This is a genomic window from Psychrobacter sp. Pi2-51 (genome assembly GCF_904846665.1).
Lineage (GTDB): Bacteria > Pseudomonadota > Gammaproteobacteria > Pseudomonadales > Moraxellaceae > Psychrobacter > Psychrobacter glaciei.
The window spans coordinates 66,337-91,301 of the sequence record NZ_CAJHBP010000006.1; the positions used below are offsets into that span (position 1 = coordinate 66,337).

At 43.5% G+C, this 24,965-nt stretch carries 20 protein-coding genes; 10 read left to right on the top strand and 10 right to left on the bottom strand.

The window, feature by feature from the left end; genetic code table 11:
* Window positions 1-123 precede the first annotated feature (123 nt).
* Window positions 124-732, top strand: a complete 609-nt coding sequence (locus tag JMY08_RS04765; RefSeq protein ID WP_010199561.1) for a TerD family protein — start codon at window positions 124-126, stop codon at window positions 730-732.
* Window positions 733-871: 139 nt separating this feature from the next.
* Here the strand turns inward: JMY08_RS04765 and JMY08_RS04770 are convergent, their stop codons facing one another.
* Complete coding sequence (locus tag JMY08_RS04770; RefSeq protein ID WP_201591534.1) at window positions 872-2,176, bottom strand: TerD family protein; 1,305 nt, start codon at window positions 2,174-2,176, stop codon at window positions 872-874.
* A gap of 445 nt (window positions 2,177-2,621) precedes the next feature.
* Between JMY08_RS04770 and JMY08_RS04775 the strand changes: the two genes are divergently transcribed.
* Complete coding sequence (locus JMY08_RS04775) at window positions 2,622-3,776, top strand: ATP-grasp domain-containing protein (RefSeq protein WP_201591536.1); 1,155 nt, start codon at window positions 2,622-2,624, stop codon at window positions 3,774-3,776.
* 248 nt (window positions 3,777-4,024) lie between these two features.
* Here JMY08_RS04775 and JMY08_RS04780 read toward each other — a convergent pair whose 3' ends face one another.
* Together JMY08_RS04780 and JMY08_RS04785 are read right to left on the bottom strand one after the other, a co-directional pair.
* Entirely contained in the window at window positions 4,025-4,765 is a 741-nt protein-coding gene (locus JMY08_RS04780) for an MHYT domain-containing protein (protein WP_189584481.1), read from the bottom strand.
* A gap of 121 nt (window positions 4,766-4,886) precedes the next feature.
* Window positions 4,887-5,594: a hypothetical protein gene (locus tag JMY08_RS04785; protein WP_201591539.1), complete on the bottom strand. Its 708-nt coding sequence runs from the start codon at window positions 5,592-5,594 to the stop codon at window positions 4,887-4,889.
* 859 nt (window positions 5,595-6,453) lie between these two features.
* On the opposite strand from JMY08_RS04785, the gene JMY08_RS04790 reads away from it, so the two are divergent.
* From JMY08_RS04790 to JMY08_RS04810, 5 genes are all read left to right on the top strand, one after another.
* The gene (locus tag JMY08_RS04790) at window positions 6,454-7,686 is read left to right on the top strand and encodes a S1 family peptidase (protein ID WP_201591542.1); all 1,233 of its coding nucleotides are present in this window, start codon (window positions 6,454-6,456) and stop codon (window positions 7,684-7,686) included.
* 65 nt (window positions 7,687-7,751) lie between these two features.
* Window positions 7,752-9,074 (top strand): phosphoribosyltransferase domain-containing protein, encoded by a 1,323-nt coding sequence (locus JMY08_RS04795; protein WP_201591545.1) that lies wholly within the window; start codon window positions 7,752-7,754, stop codon window positions 9,072-9,074.
* A gap of 42 nt (window positions 9,075-9,116) precedes the next feature.
* A complete protein-coding gene (locus tag JMY08_RS04800; protein ID WP_201591548.1) occupies window positions 9,117-9,935 on the top strand; it encodes an HAD hydrolase family protein in 819 nt (272 codons plus the stop codon).
* A 38-nt stretch (window positions 9,936-9,973) separates the two neighbouring features.
* Window positions 9,974-11,230: a cysteine protease StiP domain-containing protein gene (locus JMY08_RS04805; RefSeq protein WP_201591551.1), complete on the top strand. Its 1,257-nt coding sequence runs from the start codon at window positions 9,974-9,976 to the stop codon at window positions 11,228-11,230.
* Between the two features lie 69 nt (window positions 11,231-11,299).
* Window positions 11,300-12,415 (top strand): HpcH/HpaI aldolase/citrate lyase family protein, encoded by a 1,116-nt coding sequence (locus tag JMY08_RS04810; RefSeq protein ID WP_201591554.1) that lies wholly within the window; start codon window positions 11,300-11,302, stop codon window positions 12,413-12,415.
* Window positions 12,416-12,527: 112 nt separating this feature from the next.
* Here the strand turns inward: JMY08_RS04810 and JMY08_RS04815 are convergent, their stop codons facing one another.
* Window positions 12,528-13,340 (bottom strand): alpha/beta fold hydrolase, encoded by an 813-nt coding sequence (locus JMY08_RS04815; protein ID WP_201591557.1) that lies wholly within the window; start codon window positions 13,338-13,340, stop codon window positions 12,528-12,530.
* A 369-nt stretch (window positions 13,341-13,709) separates the two neighbouring features.
* Between JMY08_RS04815 and JMY08_RS04820 the strand changes: the two genes are divergently transcribed.
* Entirely contained in the window at window positions 13,710-14,507 is a 798-nt protein-coding gene (locus JMY08_RS04820) for an enoyl-CoA hydratase/isomerase family protein (RefSeq protein WP_201591560.1), read from the top strand.
* A gap of 119 nt (window positions 14,508-14,626) precedes the next feature.
* Here JMY08_RS04820 and JMY08_RS04825 read toward each other — a convergent pair whose 3' ends face one another.
* From JMY08_RS04825 to acnB, 3 genes are all read right to left on the bottom strand, one after another.
* Window positions 14,627-15,070, bottom strand: coding sequence for a PACE efflux transporter (locus JMY08_RS04825; protein WP_227679596.1), 444 nt, complete (start codon window positions 15,068-15,070; stop codon window positions 14,627-14,629).
* A 233-nt stretch (window positions 15,071-15,303) separates the two neighbouring features.
* Complete coding sequence (locus JMY08_RS04830) at window positions 15,304-16,059, bottom strand: hypothetical protein (protein WP_201591590.1); 756 nt, start codon at window positions 16,057-16,059, stop codon at window positions 15,304-15,306.
* A gap of 201 nt (window positions 16,060-16,260) precedes the next feature.
* Entirely contained in the window at window positions 16,261-18,864 is a 2,604-nt protein-coding gene (gene acnB, locus JMY08_RS04835) for a bifunctional aconitate hydratase 2/2-methylisocitrate dehydratase (protein WP_201591604.1), read from the bottom strand.
* 368 nt (window positions 18,865-19,232) lie between these two features.
* On the opposite strand from acnB, the gene lipA reads away from it, so the two are divergent.
* Complete coding sequence (gene lipA / locus JMY08_RS04840; protein WP_189584448.1) at window positions 19,233-20,279, top strand: lipoyl synthase; 1,047 nt, start codon at window positions 19,233-19,235, stop codon at window positions 20,277-20,279.
* Between the two features lie 141 nt (window positions 20,280-20,420).
* Here the strand turns inward: lipA and JMY08_RS04845 are convergent, their stop codons facing one another.
* The 3 genes from JMY08_RS04845 to JMY08_RS04855 are packed head-to-tail and all read right to left on the bottom strand — an operon-like array spanning window position 20,421 to window position 23,983.
* On the bottom strand, window positions 20,421-22,424 hold the full coding sequence (locus JMY08_RS04845) for a TRAP transporter permease (RefSeq protein ID WP_201591851.1): 2,004 nt from the start codon (window positions 22,422-22,424) through the stop codon (window positions 20,421-20,423).
* A 10-nt stretch (window positions 22,425-22,434) separates the two neighbouring features.
* A complete protein-coding gene (locus JMY08_RS04850) occupies window positions 22,435-22,980 on the bottom strand; it encodes a DUF1850 domain-containing protein (protein WP_189584445.1) in 546 nt (181 codons plus the stop codon).
* On the bottom strand, window positions 22,958-23,983 hold the full coding sequence (locus JMY08_RS04855) for a TAXI family TRAP transporter solute-binding subunit (protein WP_201591607.1): 1,026 nt from the start codon (window positions 23,981-23,983) through the stop codon (window positions 22,958-22,960). Before JMY08_RS04855 ends, JMY08_RS04850 begins: the two co-directional genes overlap by 23 nt.
* A gap of 496 nt (window positions 23,984-24,479) precedes the next feature.
* On the opposite strand from JMY08_RS04855, the gene JMY08_RS04860 reads away from it, so the two are divergent.
* A complete protein-coding gene (locus JMY08_RS04860) occupies window positions 24,480-24,956 on the top strand; it encodes a GFA family protein (protein ID WP_189584441.1) in 477 nt (158 codons plus the stop codon).
* Window positions 24,957-24,965 lie beyond the last annotated feature (9 nt).

Sequence of the window (24,965 nt, forward strand, 5' to 3'; positions counted from 1 at the left end):
TATTATAATATCATGTACAAAAATTTGATTAGTAAGGAAAACAAGTGCAAGTACTACGCCTTGTAGACTAAGCGAGTTTGACACAGCTAATCGTAATTTTGAGAGTGATATAAGGATTTTATCATGGCAGTTAGTTTACAAAAGGGACAAAAAATATCCCTAAGCAAAGAAGCCGGCGGCGATCTGACTCAAGTAAAATTGGGTCTAGGTTGGGACGTAGCACAAGGACCGCAAGAGAAAAAAGGTGGATTCTTAGGCAAATTATTTGGCGGCGGTAGCGGCGGCGATTCTATCGATTTGGATGCTTCGTGCATCATGTTCGATAGCAACAAGCAGGCAGTCGATGCCATTTGGTTCAGCCAGCTCAAATCAAAAGATGGCAGCATCGTACACACAGGCGACAATCGCACGGGTGATGGTGATGGCGATGACGAAGTTATCAACGTCGATCTTTCAAGAATCCCTGCTAATGTCGTCTCTCTGGTATTTACCGTCAATAGCTTTACCGGACAGACCTTTGAGACAGTAGAAAACGCCTTTTGCCGTATCGTAAATGCCAATAATAACCAAGAGGTCGCGCGCTATAACTTATCAGCGCAAGGCAGTCATACAGCGATGGTAATGGCAAAAGTCTATCGTCATAATAACGAATGGAAAATGCATGCCATTGGCGAAACTGCCTCAGGTCGTACTTTCCATGATTTGATGCCTGCTATTACGCCACATGCTTAATAACTTATAAAGTCTAAATAGTTTTTGCTCGTAACGCTTGAAAATCAGCATTTTAAAACGTTAACGCTCAAAAGCAATCAGCCCGTCTATTTATAATAGACGGGCTGATTTTTTGTATTAAGGGGTGCTATTCAAGCACTTACTTACTACCACGTTTCCAGCTAAAGCCCCAATTAAAGGCTTTATCCATTTCTTGATGGCCTTTAAAGTATTGATTGATACGCTCAACGTTGATACTGCCTTGTTGATTGACCAAACGCGCAATGGCACACATTGGCAAGTTGCCTGTGCCTTCTGTTAAGCGCGTCTCAATCGGCGACTGATCGGGCACATGAATGGTCACTACCCCATCCGTTTTTGCCCAGTTCGGCGCGCCTTCGTAGATGAAAGCAAAGATAAATACTTCCTCAATTTGCGACCACTGCTGACCATTGATATCGAGCCACTCACCGCCACTCACTTGTCCTGTCCTATCATCAGCACGCAGACAGACGTAAGGTGCTGATTGCAAACTGCCAAAGCGATTACCTAAGGCTTGAATCAGGGTTTTTTCGCCATTTTTTAGATGAATCATTGCCCCGACATCAAGGTCAATACCGCCCGCTTTATGCTGCTTGAACAGATCACCCAACAAGCCTTTTTTCGGTGCTTGCTTATCCATATCTGGACGTTGGTTCCAGTTTAGGTTGACAGAGATTTTGCCAAAGTCATCGCGCTTCTTAAGATTGATACTGGATTGGTTTTTGGTTAAGGTGATTTTGCTTAAATTGATCGAAGGACTGGCTGGAATTGGTGGCGGCGTACTTGCTTGAGTGGCACTGCCGGCTTTTTGCGTGTTAATAGGTCTTTGCGTATTGATAGGTTGAGACTGACCCTGTGACTGGTTTTGATTTTGAGCCTGATTGTTGTTTTGAGATGGGGGCTGAGCTGGTGCTTCGTCGGCGATTTCAACACCGAAATGCTCAGACAACGGCTTCAGACCGCCTTCAAAACCTTGGGCAATAAAGCGAAACTTCCAGCTGCCCTGCCGACGATAGCATTCTGCAAGGATAATGGCTTTTTCATTACGCCCAGCACTACTAAGCTGACAAGTCATCAGCACTTGACTGCCTTGCAATACTTGGATATCAACATCACCGATTTGCGCCAAGGCTTGCGCGCTAGAAAATGCCAAGGCAATTTTGTCAATATTCGCCGGTTGCGCTGCTAAATTAATGTCGAAAAATCCATCACTATCGTGACCTCGGAAGCTGACATTGCCGTCATCACTACGCGTCTGCCCATAAAATATCATATCGCCATCACCACGTACTTTACCGTCAGTGGTCAAACGATAAGCAGCACAATCGATGGCATTTTGACTTAAAATGCGAATGCTAATATTGTCCGTCGGTAGTGGCGCATTGGCACCAGCAATCAGCTTTTGAGGTTGGTTCTGGCTCATCTTATATCCTTTAAATTTATTATATTAGCGTTTTTTATGTTCACTATCGTCGTATAGTAGCATGGATAATGTCAGATTTTTAATCAGCACACTAAGGCGTGCTCTCAATTTAATCGATGATCATCTAAATGGATTAAAAATAGCTGAATTTTGCCAAACAATGCCAAATAGCGTCAAATAGCTGACTGATATCTCGATATCATCTGCGCTACTGTACTTGTCTGACTGCAACCTATCTCATTTTTATCGCCATTTTTAAATGAGGATATGCCTTAGAGCGTAGCATTTCTATATAATAGACTTTGCTATAAATGACGGTGCAGCGTGGCTTTTTTGGCAACGGATGAGTATTGACCATCTTGACAAGAAACGTGCGACAATCACACCCAGTTATCCAATACCTATAACACTTACCTATAACATTGATAATAATGCTGAGAGAATTATGAGTAACCTTGCTAACGATAGCCTTTCTATGACCCCCGTTGCCGCTTGGTTGGCAGAAGGTCAGTCTAGCCAGCGTGATATGTTAGCCAGCCTGCAAGCCCTAAAAGCACAAGCGCACTCGCCCTTTAATGTTATAGCGTCACACCGCCATGACAGACCTGAAATTTTTGAGTTTGCCGACAGCACATATATTGAGCCATCCAAAACCCTACTCGACAGTGATGAGCAAATCATACCTGAACCCGTCACACCGCGCTGGCAATTTGTCTTAGAGCAAGCCAAACAACACAACGTAAAAGTATTGCTGACTGGTCGTAATGGTATCGACTATGAAACGCAGCGTGAGGCATTTAGTGCCGCTGGTATTCGCTTATTAACAGGAGCAACCAGCGTCGCAGCGCTAGAGTGTATCGATGATAAATTTGCCTTTATGCAGCAGTGCCATGCCCATAACATTCCGGTGGCAGACGCTTGGCGCTTTGACAATACTGCTGAGCTTGAGGCTTTACTTAGCGAGCATGGTCATCAGCCTTTATGCGTCAAACCTGTCACCGGTATTTTTGCACAAGGCTTTTGGCGGCTAGATCTGGCCAAAGACGATGGCGAGCATTACGATAGCTTTGAGCACTTATACTTTACCGAAGAGAAAAAAATCAATACCGCGCAGTTTGTGAATGCCTACACTCATAGCCAAATGGTACATGAGCGCCCTATTCCGATGCTGCTAATGCCTTACCTATCAGGGCAAGAGTACTCTATCGATGTGGTGTGCGAATATGGTGAAGTACTGGCAGCCGTTACTCGTCATAAAACTGGCAAAATCCAGCATGTCGGCTACGAGCAGGACGTTATGGATGTGGTGATTCCATTAATTAAAGCCTTTGGTTGCGATGGTATCGTCAGCGTACAGACCAAGGCAGATGATGACGGTCAGCATCGTGTCCTTGAGATTAACAGTCGCCCTTCTGGCGGCATCGGTTATACAGCGCATAGCGGTATCGATCTCACACAAGTCGGATTTGCTTATTGGCTAGGATTAACGGCAAAGCCACAGTTAGAGGACATTGCTCAAAAAATTAAGCCATGTCAGGTGCGCTCGCTGATGATGAGCGTCAAAATTGAAGAGACAGACGCTGAGTCAATTACTAAGTGAGGATATAGTCATTCCACTATAAAAGTATTACAGCGTTAACCTCGATAACCTCGATTGAAGTATCACATATACATCTACACTCGGTTGCCTTGTACTACTTTTAAATTGAATCGACTATAAGCCTCATTGACTATAAGCCTCATTGATAGTCAAGATCGTCAAGCACAAAAAAGGTTTTTAGATAGCAATCTAAAAACCTTTTTTACTGTTTACATCGTACATTAACGATGAAAAACAACGGCTGAGAATTACTCGCCAAATACTAGCGTTGCTTTCTTAGGGGCATTCTTAGATGCAAGAACCCACAACAAGCTCAATACGATCGCTGAGCCAATAAAAATAATGATCGCTGAAGAGATTGCACTATCATGCGTATAACTCATAGACATCATATGGTTAGTAGCATCCATCTCCATAGCCGCCATACCAGTATAGTGCATACCACAAACGGCAAGACCCATAATGAACGCACTACCGAAACGCTGTAAGGTACCGCGTAGGTTAAATGCCAACCATAATGCTGCGATAGCAGCTACAATGGCAATAACCACTGAGGTGATCAGAAGTGGAATATTGTATGACATCGTAGCTTCCATCTGCATTGAAGCCATACCAGTATAGTGCATGGCTGCAACGCCAAGTCCAGTCAAGACACCACCGCCAATCAGTTTACTCATGCTAGACGCACCGCGCCCTACGATCATGATACCAATAGCCACAAAACCAACCGCAAGCAGCATCGAAACAATTGTCATGCCCAGATTATAGGTAACTGGCATTTTCATATCGACTGCCATCATACCAATATAATGCATTGACCAAATAGCACCACCAATGGCAATCGAAGATAGCGCGACCCAAAAATATAGGTCTGATCCTGGCTTAGCAGATGGCACTCGAATGGCAAGATTTAGACCCACATAAGAGCCGAACACTGCGATGGCATATGAAACCAACACCAAAAGCAGGTTATATTCAACTTCAATCATTTTTTCGCCTTTTGTATTTAATGAGAATTGAGCCTTTTAGCGTAGACTTGAATAAGCCCTTATACGCCATGCGCTCACTATTGTTTTATATAGACATTGAGTCGTCTATGATTCATTTTGTTTACCCGATGGTAAATTCACAAATATTGGTACTACCAGCACCGCAGCTGGTTTCCTCAACTTGGACTGTCTCTATAGCAGGATTACTCGCCAAAAATCCTTCGATATAACCGATGACAAAATGACATCCTGAATGATTGCTGTCTGATGACTTACAGAATGGACATTTAATTAAAGAAACCACATTATTCTTTGCTTTGACCTTACAAAACCCTTTCAAGGCTGGTACGAGTTCTCGGCTGATTGTCGTTGGCATTTTTAGCGGACTACCAAGTGAATAATCACGTTGATAAATACCACCGCCAACCTTTCGTCCTAACTGATGCAGTGCAGTAGCACGCTGCTCGCTAGGCAAGCTGGCCTCGTATTGGCTGACGATATCTGTTATTTTGGGGTATTGAGCACCAATAGCGGCTAACGTCGTTTTTTCATCCTCGCCTGTTTGCACAGGTGCTGATGAGGAAATATCTTCTTCATCAATTTCGAGTTTAAACAAGGTGCAACCATCAATAGAGGACAAGTCGTCGATCAAATCCGCTTGCGTCTTAGCGCCTATACTTCTCGCAATCACATGAATGATGTTGCCACCACTGCCTGATGATTCTTGTCTCTGGGAGACGAGCTGATAACCTGCTTTGATAAGTGGTGAAATAACATTAACCAAACGAATGCGTTCAGAAGACGTCTCTAATGCACAAGAAAATTTCAAAAGTCATTCCTTTTCTAAAATACTGCTAAGCTTTTATACCAAACCATTTGTATAAATCAGACAGCGAGCTTCTATCTCGTTAACTGTTATGTCGTATAAATATGATGGGAAGGCAATATGTAAAATTCTTTTCTAACTATGCGATTAAACATAGAGTGACTAAACCGTCTTACTTGTAATAACTGATAAATTTATAGGCATAGTTATCAAACACAGCATTACTCGCAGCTATGCAATTCTTAGCTTTTTGTATATTTAAAAATAAAAAGTGAGCGCTAAAATAAGACAGGAACGGTGGTCTCAGATACGGGGTTACTTTTGAAATCTCTTTACGAGCAGTAGGCTACAGTAAAGTTTCTAAACAGTAATGAATTTTTATCGCATTATCACGATATTCTTATGGTCTAGCAATACTTCACAAGCCATTGTCCGATAGGTGGTGACATTATCCGATAGATGGCTCAAGGCATAATACAGAATATAAGTTTACTAATTTGTAGACATCTTATTTCTTTAAAGCCATGATTTGGATAAGGTTTTACTCAACTCAATAGAGTTTCTATCGAATCATATTAAAACTATGTGACGTTATTAATAGATTTTCTTTAGCTTCTATCATTCTTATTAATAGCGAAAGCTTGTCAGCAAAACATTGTGACGAGTACACGTTTTTTACTTTAAACTGACGCTATGCTTTTCACTTACTATTTACCCCATAGCATATTCATTTTTCTAAAATCACTGATATAACATCTGAGTTAAACTCTTAGCATAGCTAAATATGGTTTCTATCGCAGTCATACGAATAAAGCCTCCGCGCGAGTACGACTACACGAAAATATCAATTAGGATACATACGATGACAGCACAGACCACATTAGTGTTAGGCGCAAACACAGTGATCACTCAAGAACGCTGTACTGTTGAATTTACGACCTCAGATTCGCTTAGGTTTGGGCAGCAACTTGGACTATTATGGCTACCTCTAAATGAGCAGCGCAAAGCGGTCTGTAGTCCCGCCTATTTGCACGAGCCTAAAGACTGGGCAAAGCTGGACAATAGCGATACGCCACGCGAATGGCAGCTTGATTTACCTGATTTATTTGATGTGCAAGGGGTTAGCTTCTTACAACTAATCGCTTATACTTATCAAGAGCCAACACTTAATTTACCCGCTGTCGAATTACACAAGGTAAGTTTGACATTAAACGGTGGTGCTATTCACTATGACTTCCTAGCAAGCGAGCGCCATGTCAAAGCCGCAATCGTGTTTGAGATTTACAAACGCAATGGGCAATTTAAATGTCGAGCGCTCGGTGAAAGCTCGACTCAAGGACTGGCAAGCCTTGAGCAACGAGTACAAGTCAGTCTAGATATTCGTCCGCCAGATACTCATGCGCTCATTCAAGAGGCGCAGCAGCAGCAGCGTGGTTCTCCCAATAGTGACACTCGCACGCCTCGCCAAGTTCAAGCTGGTGAAACATGGACAGGTACGGCTTTTGCGATTGATGAGTATCACCTACTGACTTGTTATCATGTCATTGAATCGGCGGCGATGATTGGTGTACGCCAGCAAGGTCAGCCTGACCGTGAGGCGCAAGTGGTACTCAGTGATATCGGTAGCGATTCAGCCATTATTAGAGTGAGCGACCCTTTACCTTGCCACCTGCCATTGGCGCAGCAGTGTTCGGATATTTTGGGCGAGACTATCACCACTTTGGGCTTCCCGCTATCAGGACTTAGTAGTCAACTACAAGTCACGCAGGGCTGTATTTCAGGACTAACAGGCTTAAGCGATGACATTCGTTACATGCAATTTACCGCACCAATTCAGCCCGGCTCTAGTGGCAGTCCACTGTTACTGCCAACAGGCGAGGTAATCGGCATGGTGACTGCCAGCCTCGTCCATGAACATGCACAAAATATGAACTATGCGGTAAAATTTCAGTTATTATCTGCCCTACTTGCGAGCGCTGGTATCAGTTTGGATAGCGCTGCTCACGGATCTAACGCCACAACTGCTCCACTGACTACCCCGCAACTCAGTAAACAGAGTCGCGGGGCGCTTTGGCTGGTGGGCTGTCAAGGTTAAAATATCTAAAAAAATCAAGTTAATATAAAAATAGCCACTTCAACAGAGTGTGTTAAGGAATATGAATGTCAAACAAGCAACAAAGCACCACCATCACGCTACCACGCGGTACGCTTGATCTCACTTATCAAACGAATATGGTCGTGAGTAACCGTGATTCAGAAAAAAACGATAGCTATCAATTAAAAGACTTGCTTGGCTTTGCTCAGCGCATTAATCCCAAACGTGCATTTTTATTTGTCTCAAAAGTGCTAGGTCGCCATATTCCAGTCGCGCCCAGTACCATGCGACATGCTTTTACGGATTTGGCAAACTTAGTGCCTAATGAATTGCCAGCGCCAATTTTGGTCATTGGTATGGCAGAGACCGCTGTTGGTCTATCTGCTGGTGTCCATCAAGCATTACAAACGCGCTATCCTCAAGCGCTACTATTGAACTCTACTCGTCATGCGCAGCACGATGAAAGTAGTGATCCTAATGGTGCCGACTCTTTACTGACGACTTTTTGTGAAGACCACAGTCATGCCAGCCAGCATTTAATTTATCAAAGCTCTGATAGTGTCGCTCAAGAGCAGTTACTGGCCAGTAAAACGCTGATTATGGTCGATGATGAGGCGTCAACGGGTAATACATGCGTCAATGTCGTCACTGCCTTACGCAATGCAGGGCTGACACAATTAAAGCAAGTACATCTCACCACTTTGGTGGATTGGTCATTGGATCAAGAAAACACGAACAAGCAGACAGAGGATGCCAAGCCTGCGCGGATGGCGGATCGTTTGACGGGTATTGAGTTTCATCGTCATCACTTATTGTCTGGCGCATGGCAATGGACAGATGCACCCAATCCTGAACCCATCACGATGCCATCAGTTGATACCACTGCTGCTGGTAGTCAGGCGCTTGGTCATACGGGCAACTGGGGGCGTTTTCCAACGCTAGACAGTACAGAGGGGTTTGATAAGTATCTTTCAAGTTTTCAGGCTGCATTTGCACGTTTTAATGACCAAGAAAGCTTTAATGATCAAAAAATCTTTGATGTTACTCAGTTGCCAAAAAGAATTTTGGTATTGGGCAGCAATGAGTTTGTTTGGTTACCATTTTTATTGGCGGAATGGCTTGAGGCAGCGGCTCAAAAGCCAGACTCAGACACAGGTGCTATCGTTAACTTTAGTGCGTTGACCCGCTCACCGATTGCGCTTGGTGGTGCGATTACGACGATGCTGAGCTTTGGCGATAATTATGGGCTTGGTATGACCAACTTTGCTTATAATGTTGAGCCTAGTGATTGGGACTTGATCGTATTGTGTGTAGAAACCGCAAGCGATAGTGTTGATGACCTGTGGCAAAATTTAGACAATGTACTGGTGGTGAGTCCTACGCTGTAAGTTATTCAATGATTTTTAAACCCATGATTTACGGACATTTCTATGACTACGCCATTTTTCCAAGCCAATCCCGACATTATTAAACCTTACGCACTTATGGATTTGGACGATACCTTATTTCAAACCCAGCGTAAAATCGACGCATGGGATTTGCCTACTACTGAACCTGAAAATTTGGTTTGCGCCACGGTCAATAAGCAAGGCGAACCGTTAAGCTTTATGAGTCAGCGCCAAGCCTCACTCTTTAATTGGCTCTTGGCTAGTACCGAATTGATAGTAGTGACGGCACGTGACCGTGATGAAATCAAACGTGTTAAATTGCCTTTTTACAGTTGGCAAGTCTTAACCCATGGCGCGATTATTTTAACGGCTGAGGGTGAGCTGTTAAGCGCATGGCAGCAGTATATGCATGAGCAGCTTGCACCATTACAAGCCAAACTAAAGCAGTTGACTGACTTGATTGGTAATCATAACCAAGAAGACATCAAGGCTAATAATGGCTTAAAACTTACCCCGCATAGCGATGTTTTTATTGCCAGTGAACTCACTATTTATTTGGCGATTAAACACGCGCAAAAAGATCATCAAGTATTAGCCGATTTAGCCAAGCAGCTACCCACACTCATACCAAATTTTGATCAAGATTTTTATGTCCATGTGAATGCCAATAACTTAGCGATACTGCCGCATGCGGTTCACAAGCGCCATGCAGTACAGTTTTTATTAGAGAATCATTTAGACAGCCAGCGCCCCAGTTTTGGTTTTGGTGATAGCTTAGCCGACTTGCCTTTTCTACAGCTATTGGACTGGTACGGTATGCCCAACCATGGTCAGCTACATGACCATCTTAGTTCTCAATAATTATAACAACAGCAGCTTATACGAGTAAAAAACCTTCTATGACTAACCTTTATATTCAAAAACTAGAGAAATACGGCTCAGGCAGCTATCTTGCCAGCGATGTGACCGTGCTGCTCGATATTGTCGATAAAGACGCGGTCGCTGATGTACCTGTTAGCCAAAAAGAAGCGCTGATCCAAAGTGGGCAACGGCACTATTCAGACATGCTGACCTTAGAGGCCGCGCCAACTGCGATGCACGAGCAGCTATATTCTCAGGCACTAACGCAAGGCACGACGAGGACTGCGACTGATATTGCCAACTTGGCTTACACATTGCACAATACTTTCGAGCAAGCGGTTAACGCTGAGCGCCCATTAGTATTGGTCAGCTTGGTACGAGCAGGTTTGCCGATTGGGGTATTATTGCAGCGCGCTTTAACAGATATCGATAGCAGCTACACATTGCCATGTGTGCATTATGGCATCAGCATCATTCGAGATCGCGGGCTTGATCCAGTCGCGTTGCAAATGCTGCTGGATGCTTATCCAGACAGCCCCATGGTATTCGTCGATGGCTGGACGGGCAAAGGTGCCATTTATCAAGAATTGGCGCGGAGTCTTGAAGCGTTCAGCGACCCTAGTCATGTACATTTTGCCAATATTTTTCATCAAAGCACTTTTGGTCAAGGCACTTTTGGTCAAGATACTTTTGATCAAAGCACTTCTGATCAAAGCACTTCTGATCAAGGTACTGTCAATAACACTACCGTCATACCCCTCTTAACACTCGCTGATCCCGCTGGCGTTGCTTGGCTGTCGGCTAGTGAAGAAGATTGGTTGATACCATCGGGACTGCTAAACAGTACCGTCTCGGGTTTGATTTCGCGTAGCTTGTATACCGAGCCGCAATCAGGTCTCCATCGCAGCGTCTTTTATGATAATTTGGTCGCGGTAGATCATAGCTTAGCATTTATCAATCATATTGATGCGGCACGGCGTTCATTGAGCACGCCTCCACAGTGCTTGCCAACCTACCAGCAGCCGCGCTACCAAACTGCTGAATTAATCCATAAGCTGGCAGCGGACTACGCTATCACCAATCGCAACCGTATTAAGCCAACGATTGCAGAGGCAACACGGGCGATATTGCGCCGTGATCCTGAGCGCATCCTATTAGCCACTGCTGAGCATCCTGATACTGTATTGTTGCGACATTTATGTGCGCAGCGAAATATCAATATCAGTGTATTAGGTGATAAAATACTACCCTATCAAGCCATCACTCTTATCAAGCAGCGTAGCAAAGACAGCTGAATCAACGATATAAGCTGTCTGTTATGACCATGTATAACCACTCATTTATCACTATTTACGATGCCAATTATGTCAAATAACGAATCAAACCTTTATAACTATACTCAGTCTTATGCGCATCTCATCACTGAACGGCATGTGATGGTCAAGCCCAGTACTCATCATCCGTATCAGCTGGGTGCGAGCCTTTATATGCCTGCTACTCGCCAAGATATTTGGCAAGTCATTAAGCGTGATAAATTACCAACGATTAATAGTATTATTATCTGCCTAGAAGATGCCGTTAGTCACAGCGATGTCGAGCTGGCACTGACACGACTGCAAACCCTGCTCAATACTTGGGCGATACACGTCGATAGTATCAATGATCCATCAAGAGAATCTGGCCTTCAATCAGAGCAGCAATCAGAGCAGCAATCAGAACAGCAGTCAGAACAGCAGTCAGAACAAAAAAACCAGCATCCGACGCGCCCACTGGTCTTTATACGCCCGCGCAATCCGATGATGTTGCAACAACTGGCAGATTATACTCATATAGATCTTATCGACGGCTTCGTCATGCCCAAAGTCGATATGTATAGCTTATCCGACTGGCGGATGGCCTGTCAGAATCTCAGTATCGATCAGTTGCTCATGCCCACGCTTGAGACCGCGGCCCTATTTAACCCGCATCACAATCAAGAACTGGCCATTGGTTTTAAAGAAGCCTTTAGCCAGCCAGTCTTTGCGCTACGTATCGGCGGCAATGACTTGTTTGCCGCGCTGCGCTTGCGTCGTCCGAAAAACAGTATTGTCTATGACACCCCTATCGGTACTCTTGTTTATCAGCTGCTTGGCTGCTTTGTGCCGCATGGCTTTTACCTCACTGCGCCGGTCTTTGAGTATTTAGATCAGCCAACGCTGTTTATGCAAGAGCTGACCCGAGATGTCAGCTTGGGCTTAGTCGGTAAAACAGTCATCCATCCTAGCCAAATCGCTTTAGTCCAGCAGGCCTACTGTGTGCCGATGAGCACGTTAGATGAGGCACAAGCCATATTGCATAGCGAAGCCAAAGCGGTGTTCAAATACAACAACACCATGCTAGAGCCTGCCACGCATCGTGCATGGGCGACCGAAATCGTCAATCGTGCCGACGTATTCGGCACCATCAATGATGGTCATAGTGACTATGCATCACGACTGTAGCTTTAGCTACACATCACGACTGTAACTCTAGATTATTTAGCATTGAAACCAAAGACGCCGTTATCAAATCAATGATAACGGCGTCTTTATTATTATGAGTTAGCAGTATTTATCATACACAGCTCGTCAAAAAATGACTCAGCACTTTATTGACTTGTTCAGGCTCTTCTACCGTTGAAGTATGTCCAGAGCCTTTTATTATCGCAAGCTTAGAGCCATCGATGGCGAAGTGCATACGCTCAGCTTTGTCGTAAGGAGTAGCGACATCCTCATCACCAACGATGATTAAAGTAGGCGTCGTGATGCTATCGAGCTGATCATAGACAGCGTCACGTTCGATGACTCCCATCGTGGCTTTGACGACGCCACCTTTGCGATTACCGTTGAGCATCGCCAACCATTCTTTTTGATCGGTTTTACGGGCTTTGTCTGTCAAAAAAGTGCTGCCAAACATAATAGGCATGACTTTTTTACTCACCCTTTTCATACCCAACCAACGAATAGCCGTAATGAGCTTTTTGTAGCCAGGAATATTATCAGGGTCTTCAGCATCAGCCGAAGTATCTATTAGGGTCAATGAGTTTAACAGCTCTGGTTTTTTGATAGCGATGCGTTGTCCAACGAAGCCGCCCATCGATAGACCGACATAATGACAGCTGTCTATATCGAGTGCTGCTAGTAGACCAATAGCATCATCTGCCAAGGTGTCCATGTCGTAGCCGTCTTTGGTAATTTGCGACTGACCTTGTCCGCGAAAGTCAAAAGCGATGCAGCGATAGCTGTCCTGAAAATACTCGACTTGTTTGTCATAGATTCTAGTGTTCCAAAGTAGCCCGTGAGCAAAGACCATGACTGGTTTTTGCGTATCATTTGGGGCGCTATCTTCGTAATAGATATTGGCGTTATTGATTTTTATCTTTGGCATAACAACTTCCTTGTGTAATCGATCAAAAAATTAATGTTCAACAGATCCTAAGCGTATGACTGTCTTTTCTTTTTAGCCCTGTCTTTCTAACACTTTACTTTTTCCACTGTTCTTTTAGCATAATTCACCAGCCACTCAGTTAACAGTCTTATTTCTGAATGGACCGTTTTTATCGCTACTTCCTTAGGAATTAGCACAGCGAGATAAATTAAACCACACTGTCTATTTGTCCTAAGCGCCCACAAAACTTGCTTTTATAATCATAGCAAGCTGCTATAGTAATCAATAGTGAATTATTTGTTACAAAACCTGCTCAGCTTCTATTTTGAACCCTCTATTACCCAGCTAATTTAACTAAGGAAAGCCAAGATGTCACCATCTCTAGTCGAGTATCAAAGCGAAAATCATATCGCTACCATCACCATGAACGATCCTAAGACCCTAAATGCCTTTAGCACGCCATTAAAAAACGCAATGATAGATGCGCTTGATCAAGCGGATAAAGACGCAGACGTACGCGTGATTGTGCTACAAGGGTCAAACAATAATTTTTCTAGTGGTGGTCATATCGGTGAAATGCTAGAGAACGGTATGGAGTCTGAGGCATTGGTTGCGAAGCTGGATTTTATGCTACGTGAAGTCGCTGAAGTGAGTTTAAAGCTGCGTAATATTCACAAGCCAATTATTGCTAAATTGGAAGGTGCGGTCGCTGGTGCGGGCATGAATCTGGCACTGACTTGCGATTTCCGTATCGCCGCTGACAATGCAAAATTCGTCCAAGCCTTTGTCAATATCGGTCTGATTCCAGATGCTGGTGGTATTTATCTACTAAATCAATTAATCGGTGCTGCCAAGACCACTGAGCTGGTGATGCTAGGTGATAAGCTCAAAGCAGACGATGTGGCACGTTTAGACTTAGTAAATAGTGTCGTCAGCGCAGATGAATTAGACGCAAGTGTGCAGGCTCTTGCCACTCGTTTGAGTCAATTACCGGGTAAAGCATTGGCATCAATGAAACATATGATCAATGTTCACGCTTTTTCTGGATTAAACGAAGCGCTTGATATGGAAGTTGAACAACAAAATACGATGGCAGTCACCGATGACTTTAAAGAAGGCATTACCGCTTTTATGGAAAAGCGCAAGCCAGTTTATCAGGGAAAATAACTGGGTAATAGGCTGTTCAATTTGGCGGCTGAACCTATTCTTAACCAGATAATTCACTATCCATAGCATCAAAAAAAGGGCTACCAATATGGTAGCCCTTTTTTCGTTTATGTCTGTGGTTAAGAAGCAGATGCTGACTTATAGTGATAAGGTAAGGTAAATACCTTGTCAAAGATAAAGGTAAACACAAAATTATAAATCAAGAAAAATACGAGTAAAGCGGCTTCCATTATAAATGCTTGGAGCAAACCAACCTGATACCAAAACATATATAACGGCAAACAGATCAAAACCAAACCGATTTCAAATATCAATGCATGGACACTACGAATCAGCAGCGTGCGCTCTGCTATCTGCCTGCGCTCCTCCCAAGTTTCAAAAGCGGTGTTGTATACAAAGTTCCAAATGATTGCAGCCAGAGATACCATCATCGCGACGGGTAGAGAGTCTGCTGCATCGCTATTGCTCAGTTTCATCAATACAAAGGTAGAGGAAATAATTGCGATAATCTCAAACAGAATCACGTAGACAATACGACGTTTGAGTGGGGATAAAGTAATCAACCAAGACTCCAAAGCACCTAAGTGCATATCAAAGTATCGGTCCGTCCCGAGAGAAAAAAGATAGATTGAGTGCAGAGCCACGGTTTCCGCCTGCCCCTATATTATACAGAAGATGGTGTAAAAAATCAGCCAGTACACCTATCATATTATGAGACCTGATAAAGTACCTTGAAGTATGAACAACGGCTTGTATGAATATTATTTAAAAGAATATTGAGTATTTTACAGAAAGATTACTCCTCATTTTTCTCAGAATTGATCTCTTTAACTTTCCTCACAAAACAGCTTTTTATAATCTCAACAATAAGGCTACTAATTATATAAGTAAATATAATAATAATAGGGCTTATTATAATATAAACTAATATTTCACTATTAGTACCGAAATAACTCTCCACAAGGTCTTTAAAGACAACATAGAGCAAGCATAAAGATACTGAAAGACCCATTATAAATAGCAAAATAAGATTTAAAACTGGTGGAGGTTCTCTATAAATTTCAACCTTAGCAACCCCTTTGACCCTAGCAGAAACCTCTAGCTCTTCCCTGTAATCACTTAGAAGAATATTTAAATTAAAACTGTCATTTGGATTAAGTAATAGAGGTTGAATTTCGACACTATTTTGCATTTTTAAAATACTTATATCTAAGTCTTTCGGACTTTGTTCTAACACTTCACACGTCAAAATGTTTGTACTACTACCAAGTTGTATACTGATTGGTCTCGCAAAATCGTCTATTGAAATCGGTTGGTTACCACTATTAATTATCCTAATTGATACTAGATGTACATTTTCAACAAGTTTATTTTCATAATAAATTTTAATCTTATTTTGAACCTCACTTTTAACTCCAACTAACTGTGTATTTGAAACAACTTCATAAGCCAATCTCTTTTTACTTTTTTGCAGGAAATAGATAATGAGTGGCACAGTAATAGCGGCTATCACTGCTAAAAGTCCTAATAGTATTTCTATTGAAAAACTCATTCTAATTCCTATGACAATTTTATTTCTTGATTATACATATATTTTAAGAATTTTGAGTATAGACGTATGTCTATTACGACAACTCCTGTCGTGATTATAGTTAAATGCATTATTGATATTGAAAATAAAAAACCCCGCATCATCATGATACGGGGCTTATTTTTAAAACTTAAAAACGTTTAACTTAAAATTTAACCAAAATTAGGTCAACTGAGCAACGTTAATTTTATCTGCTTCTTCAGTATAATCAGTCATACGGTCGAAGTTCATGTACTGATACACTTCCTCGCCCATGCTATCAAGCATACCAGCATACTGCTGATATTCGTCGTTCGTTGGCAATTTACCAAGTACCGCTGCTACCGCTGCAAGCTCTGCAGAAGCAAGGTATACGTTAGCGCCTTGACCTAAACGGTTCGGGAAGTTACGAGTTGAGGTCGATACCGCAGTAGACTTCGGTGCGATACGTGCTTGGTTACCCATACATAATGAACAACCTGGCATCTCAGTACGAGCGCCGGCTTGTGCATAGATGTTGTAATAACCTTCTTCCATCAATTGACGCGCATCCATCTTCGTTGGTGGCGCAATCCATAGACGAGTTTTTAAGCTACCTGCTGGTACATCTTGTAGCAGTTTACCAGCGGCACGGAAATGACCGATGTTGGTCATACATGAACCAATGAATACTTCATCAATGGTATCACCAGCGACGTCAGCTAGTGTCTTAGCATCATCTGGATCATTCGGGCAGCAAAGAATCGGCTCTTTAATCGTGCTCATATCGATAGTCATATCGATCGTGTACTCAGCATCAGCATCAGCACGCATCAGGCTTGGGTTAGCCAACCAATCTTGCATCTGCTCAACACGACGGCTGATAGTACGCGCATCGCCATAGCCTTCTGAGATCATCCACTTAAGTAGCGTGATGTTTGAGTTTAAATACTCAGTCACTGACGCTTCAGATAGAGTAATCGTACAACCAGCAGCACTACGCTCAGCTGACGCATCAGACAATTCGAACGCCTGCTCAGCAGTCAAGTCTTCTAGACCTTCGATTTCAAGAATACGGCCGTTGAACTCGTTGACTTTACCTTTCTTATCGACAGTCAAGAGACCTTCTTTGATCGCTTGATAAGGAATAGCATGCACTAAGTCACGTAGCGTGATACCAGGCTGACGTTCGCCAACGAAGCGTACACGGACAGACTCAGGCATATCAAGTGGCATAACACCAGTCGCTGCTGCAAATGCAACCAGACCAGAACCCGCTGGGAACGAGATACCCATTGGGAAACGAGTATGCGAGTCACCACCAGTACCAACGGTATCTGGAAGTAACATACGGTTCAACCATGAGTGGATGATACCATCGCCCGGACGTAAGCTTACGCCGCCTCGGTTCATGATAAAGTCAGGTAGTGTGTGCTGAGTTTCAACGTCAACTGGCTTTGGATAAGCAGCAGTGTGGCAGAATGACTGCATCACTAGATCTGCTTGGAAACCTAGGCAAGCCAAATCTTTTAGCTCATCACGCGTCATCGGACCAGTCGTATCCTGAGAGCCGACCGTAGTCATCTTAGGCTCACAGTACATACCAGGACGTACGCCCTCTAGACCACAAGCTTTACCAACCATTTTTTGCGCTAGAGTAAAGCCTTTACCAGTATCAACTGGCTCTTCTGGCTTAGCGAAAATGTCTGAATGACCAAGACCCATGTATTCACGAGCACGGTTGGTCAAACCACGACCAACGATCAATGGAATACGGCCACCAGCGCGAACTTCATCAAGCAAAGTTGGCGAGTTTAGCTTGAACGTAGACAATACTTCATCAGAGTCATGCTTAGTGATTTTGCCTTCATACGGATAGATGTCAAATACATCACCCATGTTTAGGTTATCAACATTCACTTTTTCGATTGGCAATGCGCCAGAATCTTCCATAGTGTTAAAGAAGATAGGCGCGATGTTGTTACCAAGTACTAGACCGCCGCCACGTTTGTTTGGCACGTTAGGGATATCATCACCCATTAACCAAAGTACTGAGTTGGTCGCAGACTTACGGCTAGAACCTGTACCGACGACATCACCAACATAAGCCAATTGATGGCCTTTTTTCTTCAGCTCTTCGATCTGCTTCATTGGGCCAACAACGCCTTCGTCATCAGCATTGATGCCGTCACGAGAGTTTTTGTGCATGGCTAATGAATGCAATGGGATGTCTGGACGACTCCATGCATCTTGCGCAGGTGACAAGTCATCGGTGTTGGTTTCGCCAGTGACTTTAAACGTCGTGTAAGTGGTCTTTTCTGGTACGGCAGCACGGTTCAAGAACCATTCAGCGTCAGCCCAAGATTGAACGACTTCTTTTGCGATGGTATTGCCCGCTTCTGCTTTTTCAGTCACGTCATTGAACGCATCAAATACTAGCAACGTCTTTTTCAATGCTTCAGCTGCGTCTTGTGCAACTTCTTTATCATCTAATGCGGCAACCAATGGCTGCACGTTGTAACCACCTTGCATGGTGCCTAGAATTTCAACAGCTTTTTGCTTGCTGATAAGCGGTGAAGATGTTTCACCCTTAAGGATCGCCGCTAAAAATGCCGCTTTAACGTAAGCAGCTTGGTCAACACCAGCAGGAATACGGTTTTCTAGCAAGTTCATCAAGAACGCATCTTCACCTGCAGGTGGCGTTTTTAAAAGTTCAACCAACTCTGCTACTTGTTTTTCGTTCAGTGGTAGCGGAACCGTTCCTAGCTCAGCACGTTCTTCGACATGTTTACGATAAGCTTCTAACACAATAGTCGTCCTCGTTAGTTGGGGATTAGCACAATACGTGGGTAGTCAGCATGACAGCCTGCGCCTATGTACCAAATGGAATAATTATCCCCGCTAATATAGCTTAAAATGGGCAAAATGTTAACCAGCAAAGCGCTTTCCCGCCTCCATAGTCAATATTTATTAAAAAAATATAAGGTATTTTTATACGGTTACTTGGCCTGTTTCAATGCTGAAAAATCAATAACAGTATTATAAAACGGTTGGATGAAATTTAGACTGAGATTTGCTATAATCCCTATACGAATTTTACGACCTATTCTTAGAAAATAATAAACAAAACCCTTATCCTACAAAGGTTTAGGATTATCAGGGTTTAGGATAAGACTATGAGCTCATTAGCCGTACAAACACACGTTCCTGCTGCCAAAGCTAAACCCAAAAAAGCAGTTCAGGGAGAAAAACTACGTGGCTACGATAAAGTTGCCCGTATCCCAATTAAAGTGATCCCGACCATCGAGGCGAAGAAAAAGCCAGATTGGATTCGGGTCAAAATGTCATCACCTGCTGAAGTGGCTCGCATCAAAGCAACGCTACGTGAGCAAAAGCTCTATACCGTCTGTGAAGAAGCGGCTTGTCCAAACTTGCCACAGTGCTTCGCTGATGGTACAGCCACCTTTATGATTATGGGTGATATCTGTACCCGTCGCTGTCCTTTCTGTGATGTCGGACATGGTCGCCCTAACAATCTCGATGCCGACGAACCTCGTCATACGGCTGAGACGATCTTAGGTCTAAAACTGAAGTATGCGGTTATTACCTCCGTCGATCGCGATGATCTAAAAGATGGCGGTGCTGCTCATTTTGTTGAAGTGCTTAATGAAGCCAGAGCGCTCAGCCCAAATTGCTTGATTGAGATATTGGTTCCTGATTTCCGTGGTCGTATGGAAGTAGCATTAGACTTGCTAACTGAAACGCCACCAGATGTCTTTAACCACAATATCGAAACCGTGCCACGCCTATATAAAGCGTTCCGTCCGGGTTCTGATTATCAGCATTCACTCGACTTGCTCAAGCTGTATAAAGAGCGTCGTCCAGATATCGCTACCAAATGTGGCTTCATGGTCGGCCTTGGTGAAACTGAAGAAGAGATTTATGCACTACTTGATGATCTAAAAGCCCATGACGTAGACATGATTACGGTTGGTCAGTATCTACAGCCTAGTAAAAATCATGCGCCCGTTGACCGTTATGTCCATCCAGATGAGTTCCAACGCTATATGGACTACGGCAAAAAAATTGGTTTCTTTAGCATTTGGGCAGGCCCAATGGTACGCTCAAGCTACTTCGCAGATCGTCAATACTATGGCGAAGATTGCCCTGCACCAATTCGCAGCAAAAAAGCATTAGAAGCTGAAGGCAAACTTGGCTGCTAATTTAGCAATAAAGTGATGTGAGACTAGTTGCTAAGACATATCCTAAGAATAGAAAAAGGGTGAATAACAGATTTGTTATTCACCCTTTTTTTGTGACTTTAATAAACCTTTAAAGGCTTTAAAGCTTTCAAAGCCAACGCTTTAAACAGTTAAAGTTGGTGTTGGCTTTCCGTTCGTTTTTATATTCAACATAGCAATACCAAGGACAATAATCCCACCTGCGATACCAGTGGTAATCTCAGGATAAATCAATAGTAAAGCACCAATAGCTAAGATGATACGAGTCAGTGTATTCATACCGCCTCTGAAGTATCCTTCGAGTGCCGAGCTTAACGCGATGACACCCGTCACTGAAGTCACTACCACCGTGATGATATCGATAATAGGCGGCAATGGGAAATCTTTCGCCGTAACTGCCAAACCTGTTGGATCTATCATCAGCATCGTTGGATTGTAGATAAACATAAACGGTACGATGAATCCAGCCAAAGCTAGTTTCAGCGATAAAAATCCTGTTTTCATCGGATCGCCACCGGATATACCCGCACCAGCAAAGGCTGCCAGACATACAGGCGGTGTGATATTGGCAAAGATACCAAAATAGAAAACAAACATGTGCGCTGACAAAATCGGAATATCAAAACCTGCTAATGCAGGCGCTGCCATCGTCGCGGTAATGATATAGGCCGGAATAGACGGTAATCCCATACCTAAAACCATTGAGGCAAGCATCGTTAAAATAAGCGTAAAGAATAACGACCCTGCGCCTAGCGTTACGATAGATGACGTCATGACCGTACCAAAGCTGGTCAAACTCACGACCCCGATGATAATACCGACGACCGCACAAGCAGCCATCACGGCAAGCGATTGGCGAGCGCCATCTTCTAATGCCCCCAAAATGTCGGAAAAGCCCATTCTAGTCTCTTTTCGCAGCATACTGACTACAACCGTAAAACCAATGGTATAAGCCGCTGCATAACCGACAGGGACATTTCTGATTAATAAGAAAACCAAAAAGACAATCGGTAATAGCATATGACCGCGCGCTTTTAGCACCTCTTTTACTGCTGGCAAGTTCTCTTTAGCGATGCCTTTTAAATCACGACGTCCAGCGCGAAAATGCACCTGCGCAATGACGCCCAAGTAATACAAAATCGCTGGTAGTAATGCTGCTAATGCAATCGTGCTATACGGCAAGCCTGTGGTCTCCGCCATAATGAACGCACTCGCACCCATAATCGGTGGCAATATCTGCCCGCCAACAGAGGCACTCGCCTCAACGGCACCCGCGAAATCTTTGTGGTAGCCGACCTTTTTCATTAACGGAATGGTAAAGGCACCGGTACTGACCACGTTCGATAACGCAGAGCCATTAATACTGCCCATAAAACCACTAGAGATGACCGCTACTTTTGCAGGCCCACCCTTTTTGTGACCAGCGATGGCCAGTGCCAAATCATTAAATAACTGTCCCATTCCTGAGCGTGCTAAGAACGCACCAAAGAGAATGAACAAGAAAATGAACGTGACTGATGCACCAATCGCAACCGAATACAAGCCTTCCGTTTTTAAGAATAGTTGACCAAAAATATCACCCATATCATAAGGGCGAGTCAGTAGCCGATCGGGCATAAAATCCAAATGACTGACAAATGGATACGCTAAGAATATCCCTGCTAATATCGGCAAAATCCAACCAGTGATTCGGCGACTGCCTTCTAGTACACAGACCACGGTAATCAGTGAAAATATCACATCAACCTGATTTGCCATACCGCCACGCGAGGTCACAATGTCTTGATACTCATAAATCAGATAGCCCATGCCAGATAAAGACAGCGCAAACCAAATCCAGTCATACCATGCCACACTTTTTCGGCTACTTTTTTTGCTAGCAGGGAAAATCAAAAATATTAATGCAAAACCAACGCCCACGTGTACAGAGCGTTGTAGCAATGCTGGCATCGGATTAAAAGTAATATATAAGTGAAAAAGGGAATAGAGTATACAAATTCCAGCGATGAGATACTTCACTGGTCCTTGGGTGATATGACGCGTGATTGACTCTCGGTCATATTTTTCCAATACCGCTTTGTTGATCGCATCTGCCTCAGCATCTTTATCAACATCAGCGTCTGGCATGGTAGTTACGCTACCGTGATCCGTCACTTGGGAGTTCATGACACAAGTCCTTTTTAAGTCTATCAATTAAACCATACGTCTTAGGCATGATCACTACTTCAGAATAGTCCGGCACCATCTGGTGAATCAAAACACGGTGGTCGCCATAATCAATCTCGCCTTTGGTCAGTCTGGATACGATCCAATTTAAGTTAGGGAGCTTTTCATTGATTTGATAACCCAGATAGCCAGGTTTTTGTATGGGAGCAAGCGCTTCGGTTGAGGGTGTACCTGCGCCAAAAGCTTCAAAATACGTGGTGGTCAGCAGCAGGCCATCGCTCTCACGTTGGTATTGCTCCTCCCACCATTGCTTTTCTACAGAATGTATCCAGCGTAGCTGAAAATCAGGCTCGACGAAGTAACACACCTTATCGTCAGACCCCTCTAGCCCTTTGATCCGCACTTCGACCACAGGCTGGAGAACAAAGCCCATCCATAGCGTAAAAAAAACCAGCGCGGCAATAAATGCTGCGCCAGTTGATAGCCATAATGAATTATTTGGCTGCTTGTTCGTCATAGTACTTTTTAGCGCCAGGATGGATTGGGGCGACCATGCCTTCACGGGCAGTCTCTAAGCTGATATCATTTGCCGCTTGGTGTGCTGTTTTTAGACCTTCCAAGTTCTCAAATAATGTTTTGGTTAACTTATAACCATCAGCTTCAGATAGATCAGAGCTAACCAACAGAGCATTCATGATTGCTGCGGTTGGAATAGCGGTTTCGTTGCCATACGTGCCAGCAGGAATCTCAAAGGTTTTGAAGTAAGGCTTGGTCGCAATGATTTCTTTTAGCTTGTCTTGGTTGATGGTAATCAATTGCAAGTCTAAGCCCTGCTCTAGCTCCATCAATGAAGAGTTCGGAAGACCACTGCTAAAGAAAGCCGCTTCAATTTTACCTGCTTTCATACCATCAGCCGCTTCAGAAAAGCCCAAATAATCGACTGTGACATCATCATACGTGATGCCAAACCCTTCTAATAAAGTTCGCGCATTTACTTCCGTTCCAGAGCCTTGATCGCCTACAGCGATGCGCTTGCCTCGTAAGTCTTCAATGCTTTTGATACCGGATTTTTTGGTGGTGACGATTTGCACCACATTAGGGTACAAGACAGCAATTTGTTGAATGTTAGCGATCGGCTTATCAAAGTTATTTTTACCTTCGACTGCGTCCGTGACCACATCACTGAGCGCCAATACCATATCGACTTTACCTTGGGTCAATAGATTGACGTTTTCGACTGATGCGCCCGTGGTTTGTGTCTTTGAGTTGACCCCAAAAGTTTTGACATAGATTTCGGACAATGACGTCCCAATGATGTTATAAGGACCAGATGCCCCGCCTGTGGCGATGGTAAGAAATTTGGTATCTAGCTTATCGGCGGCAGTAGCATCAGCAGTGGCAGCACTGTCTGTTTCCGTACTGTCAGTGCTTTCTGAGCTTGGCGATGAGCATGCAGTTAGGCCTAGAGTGGCACTTAACATCGCTGATAAAAATAACGGAGATTTTGTGAATTTGAGCATTGCATTCATCCTTGAAATAATCAGTTTAATACATCTAACTGCATCAACATTTAAATGTTAATGCGTTACAGACCTGTAATAGTATAGTAATTTCTGTCATAAATAAACCGTAGCCTACCTTCTATCAAAACCTTACAAATAAAGCGTTTTGAGTCAAAAATAGTAATTTGTCTAATTGATGGGCATTTAGAATGTTCTGCCATGCGGAACAAAGTTTCATTAGTTAAACTATTTAAACAAAAATTAGACCGAGTGTAAACCTTTATCATTACCCAAACAGAAATAAGGGTATTTATGATTACCCGTAGCAATACTTATAGTGCAGTCAATCCTATAAAAATTGGACAAGGGGTCAGGCTTGCTCAGTCTACTATGTGTAGTATTTTCACACGCCTTTCTTGTATCTAAATCATCTTGAACCGACTATAGTAAGCTAAGATAGTGCTATGTTTTGAGTACGATAAATAATAACAACTTTGTTGATAAGGATTGACCAATGAGCAGCGAATTTATACCACAGGAAGGCTCTTGCTCCTGTTCTAGCAACACCTATACTATCAATAATAAGCCCATCGGCCGCTTTATCTGCCACTGTACTATTTGCCAAGAATTCACTGGCCAAGCGTATAATGATGTAACGATTTTACTCAAATCGGATGTGAGTAAGTTAAACCTGATTAGAACCAAATTCCGCCGTTGGAAACTTCCGCCAAATATTAGCCGCGGGCTGTGTACGCGCTGCAATAAACCCAGTATAGAAACAGCAGTGGGCGGAAACCTCATATTAATACCCACGACAAATCTCCCTAATGTCGCCGCGCTACCTGAACCTAGCATGCATCTATTTTATAATCGCCGAGTCCAAGATATGGATGATGACCTGCCTAAGTGCAATGGCTTTGTACAAAGTCAGGCGATGACAGTTAAGGCGCTTGCTCAAGGTATGTATAAGAGAGTCACTAGGGCGTGTTGAACATTCGAC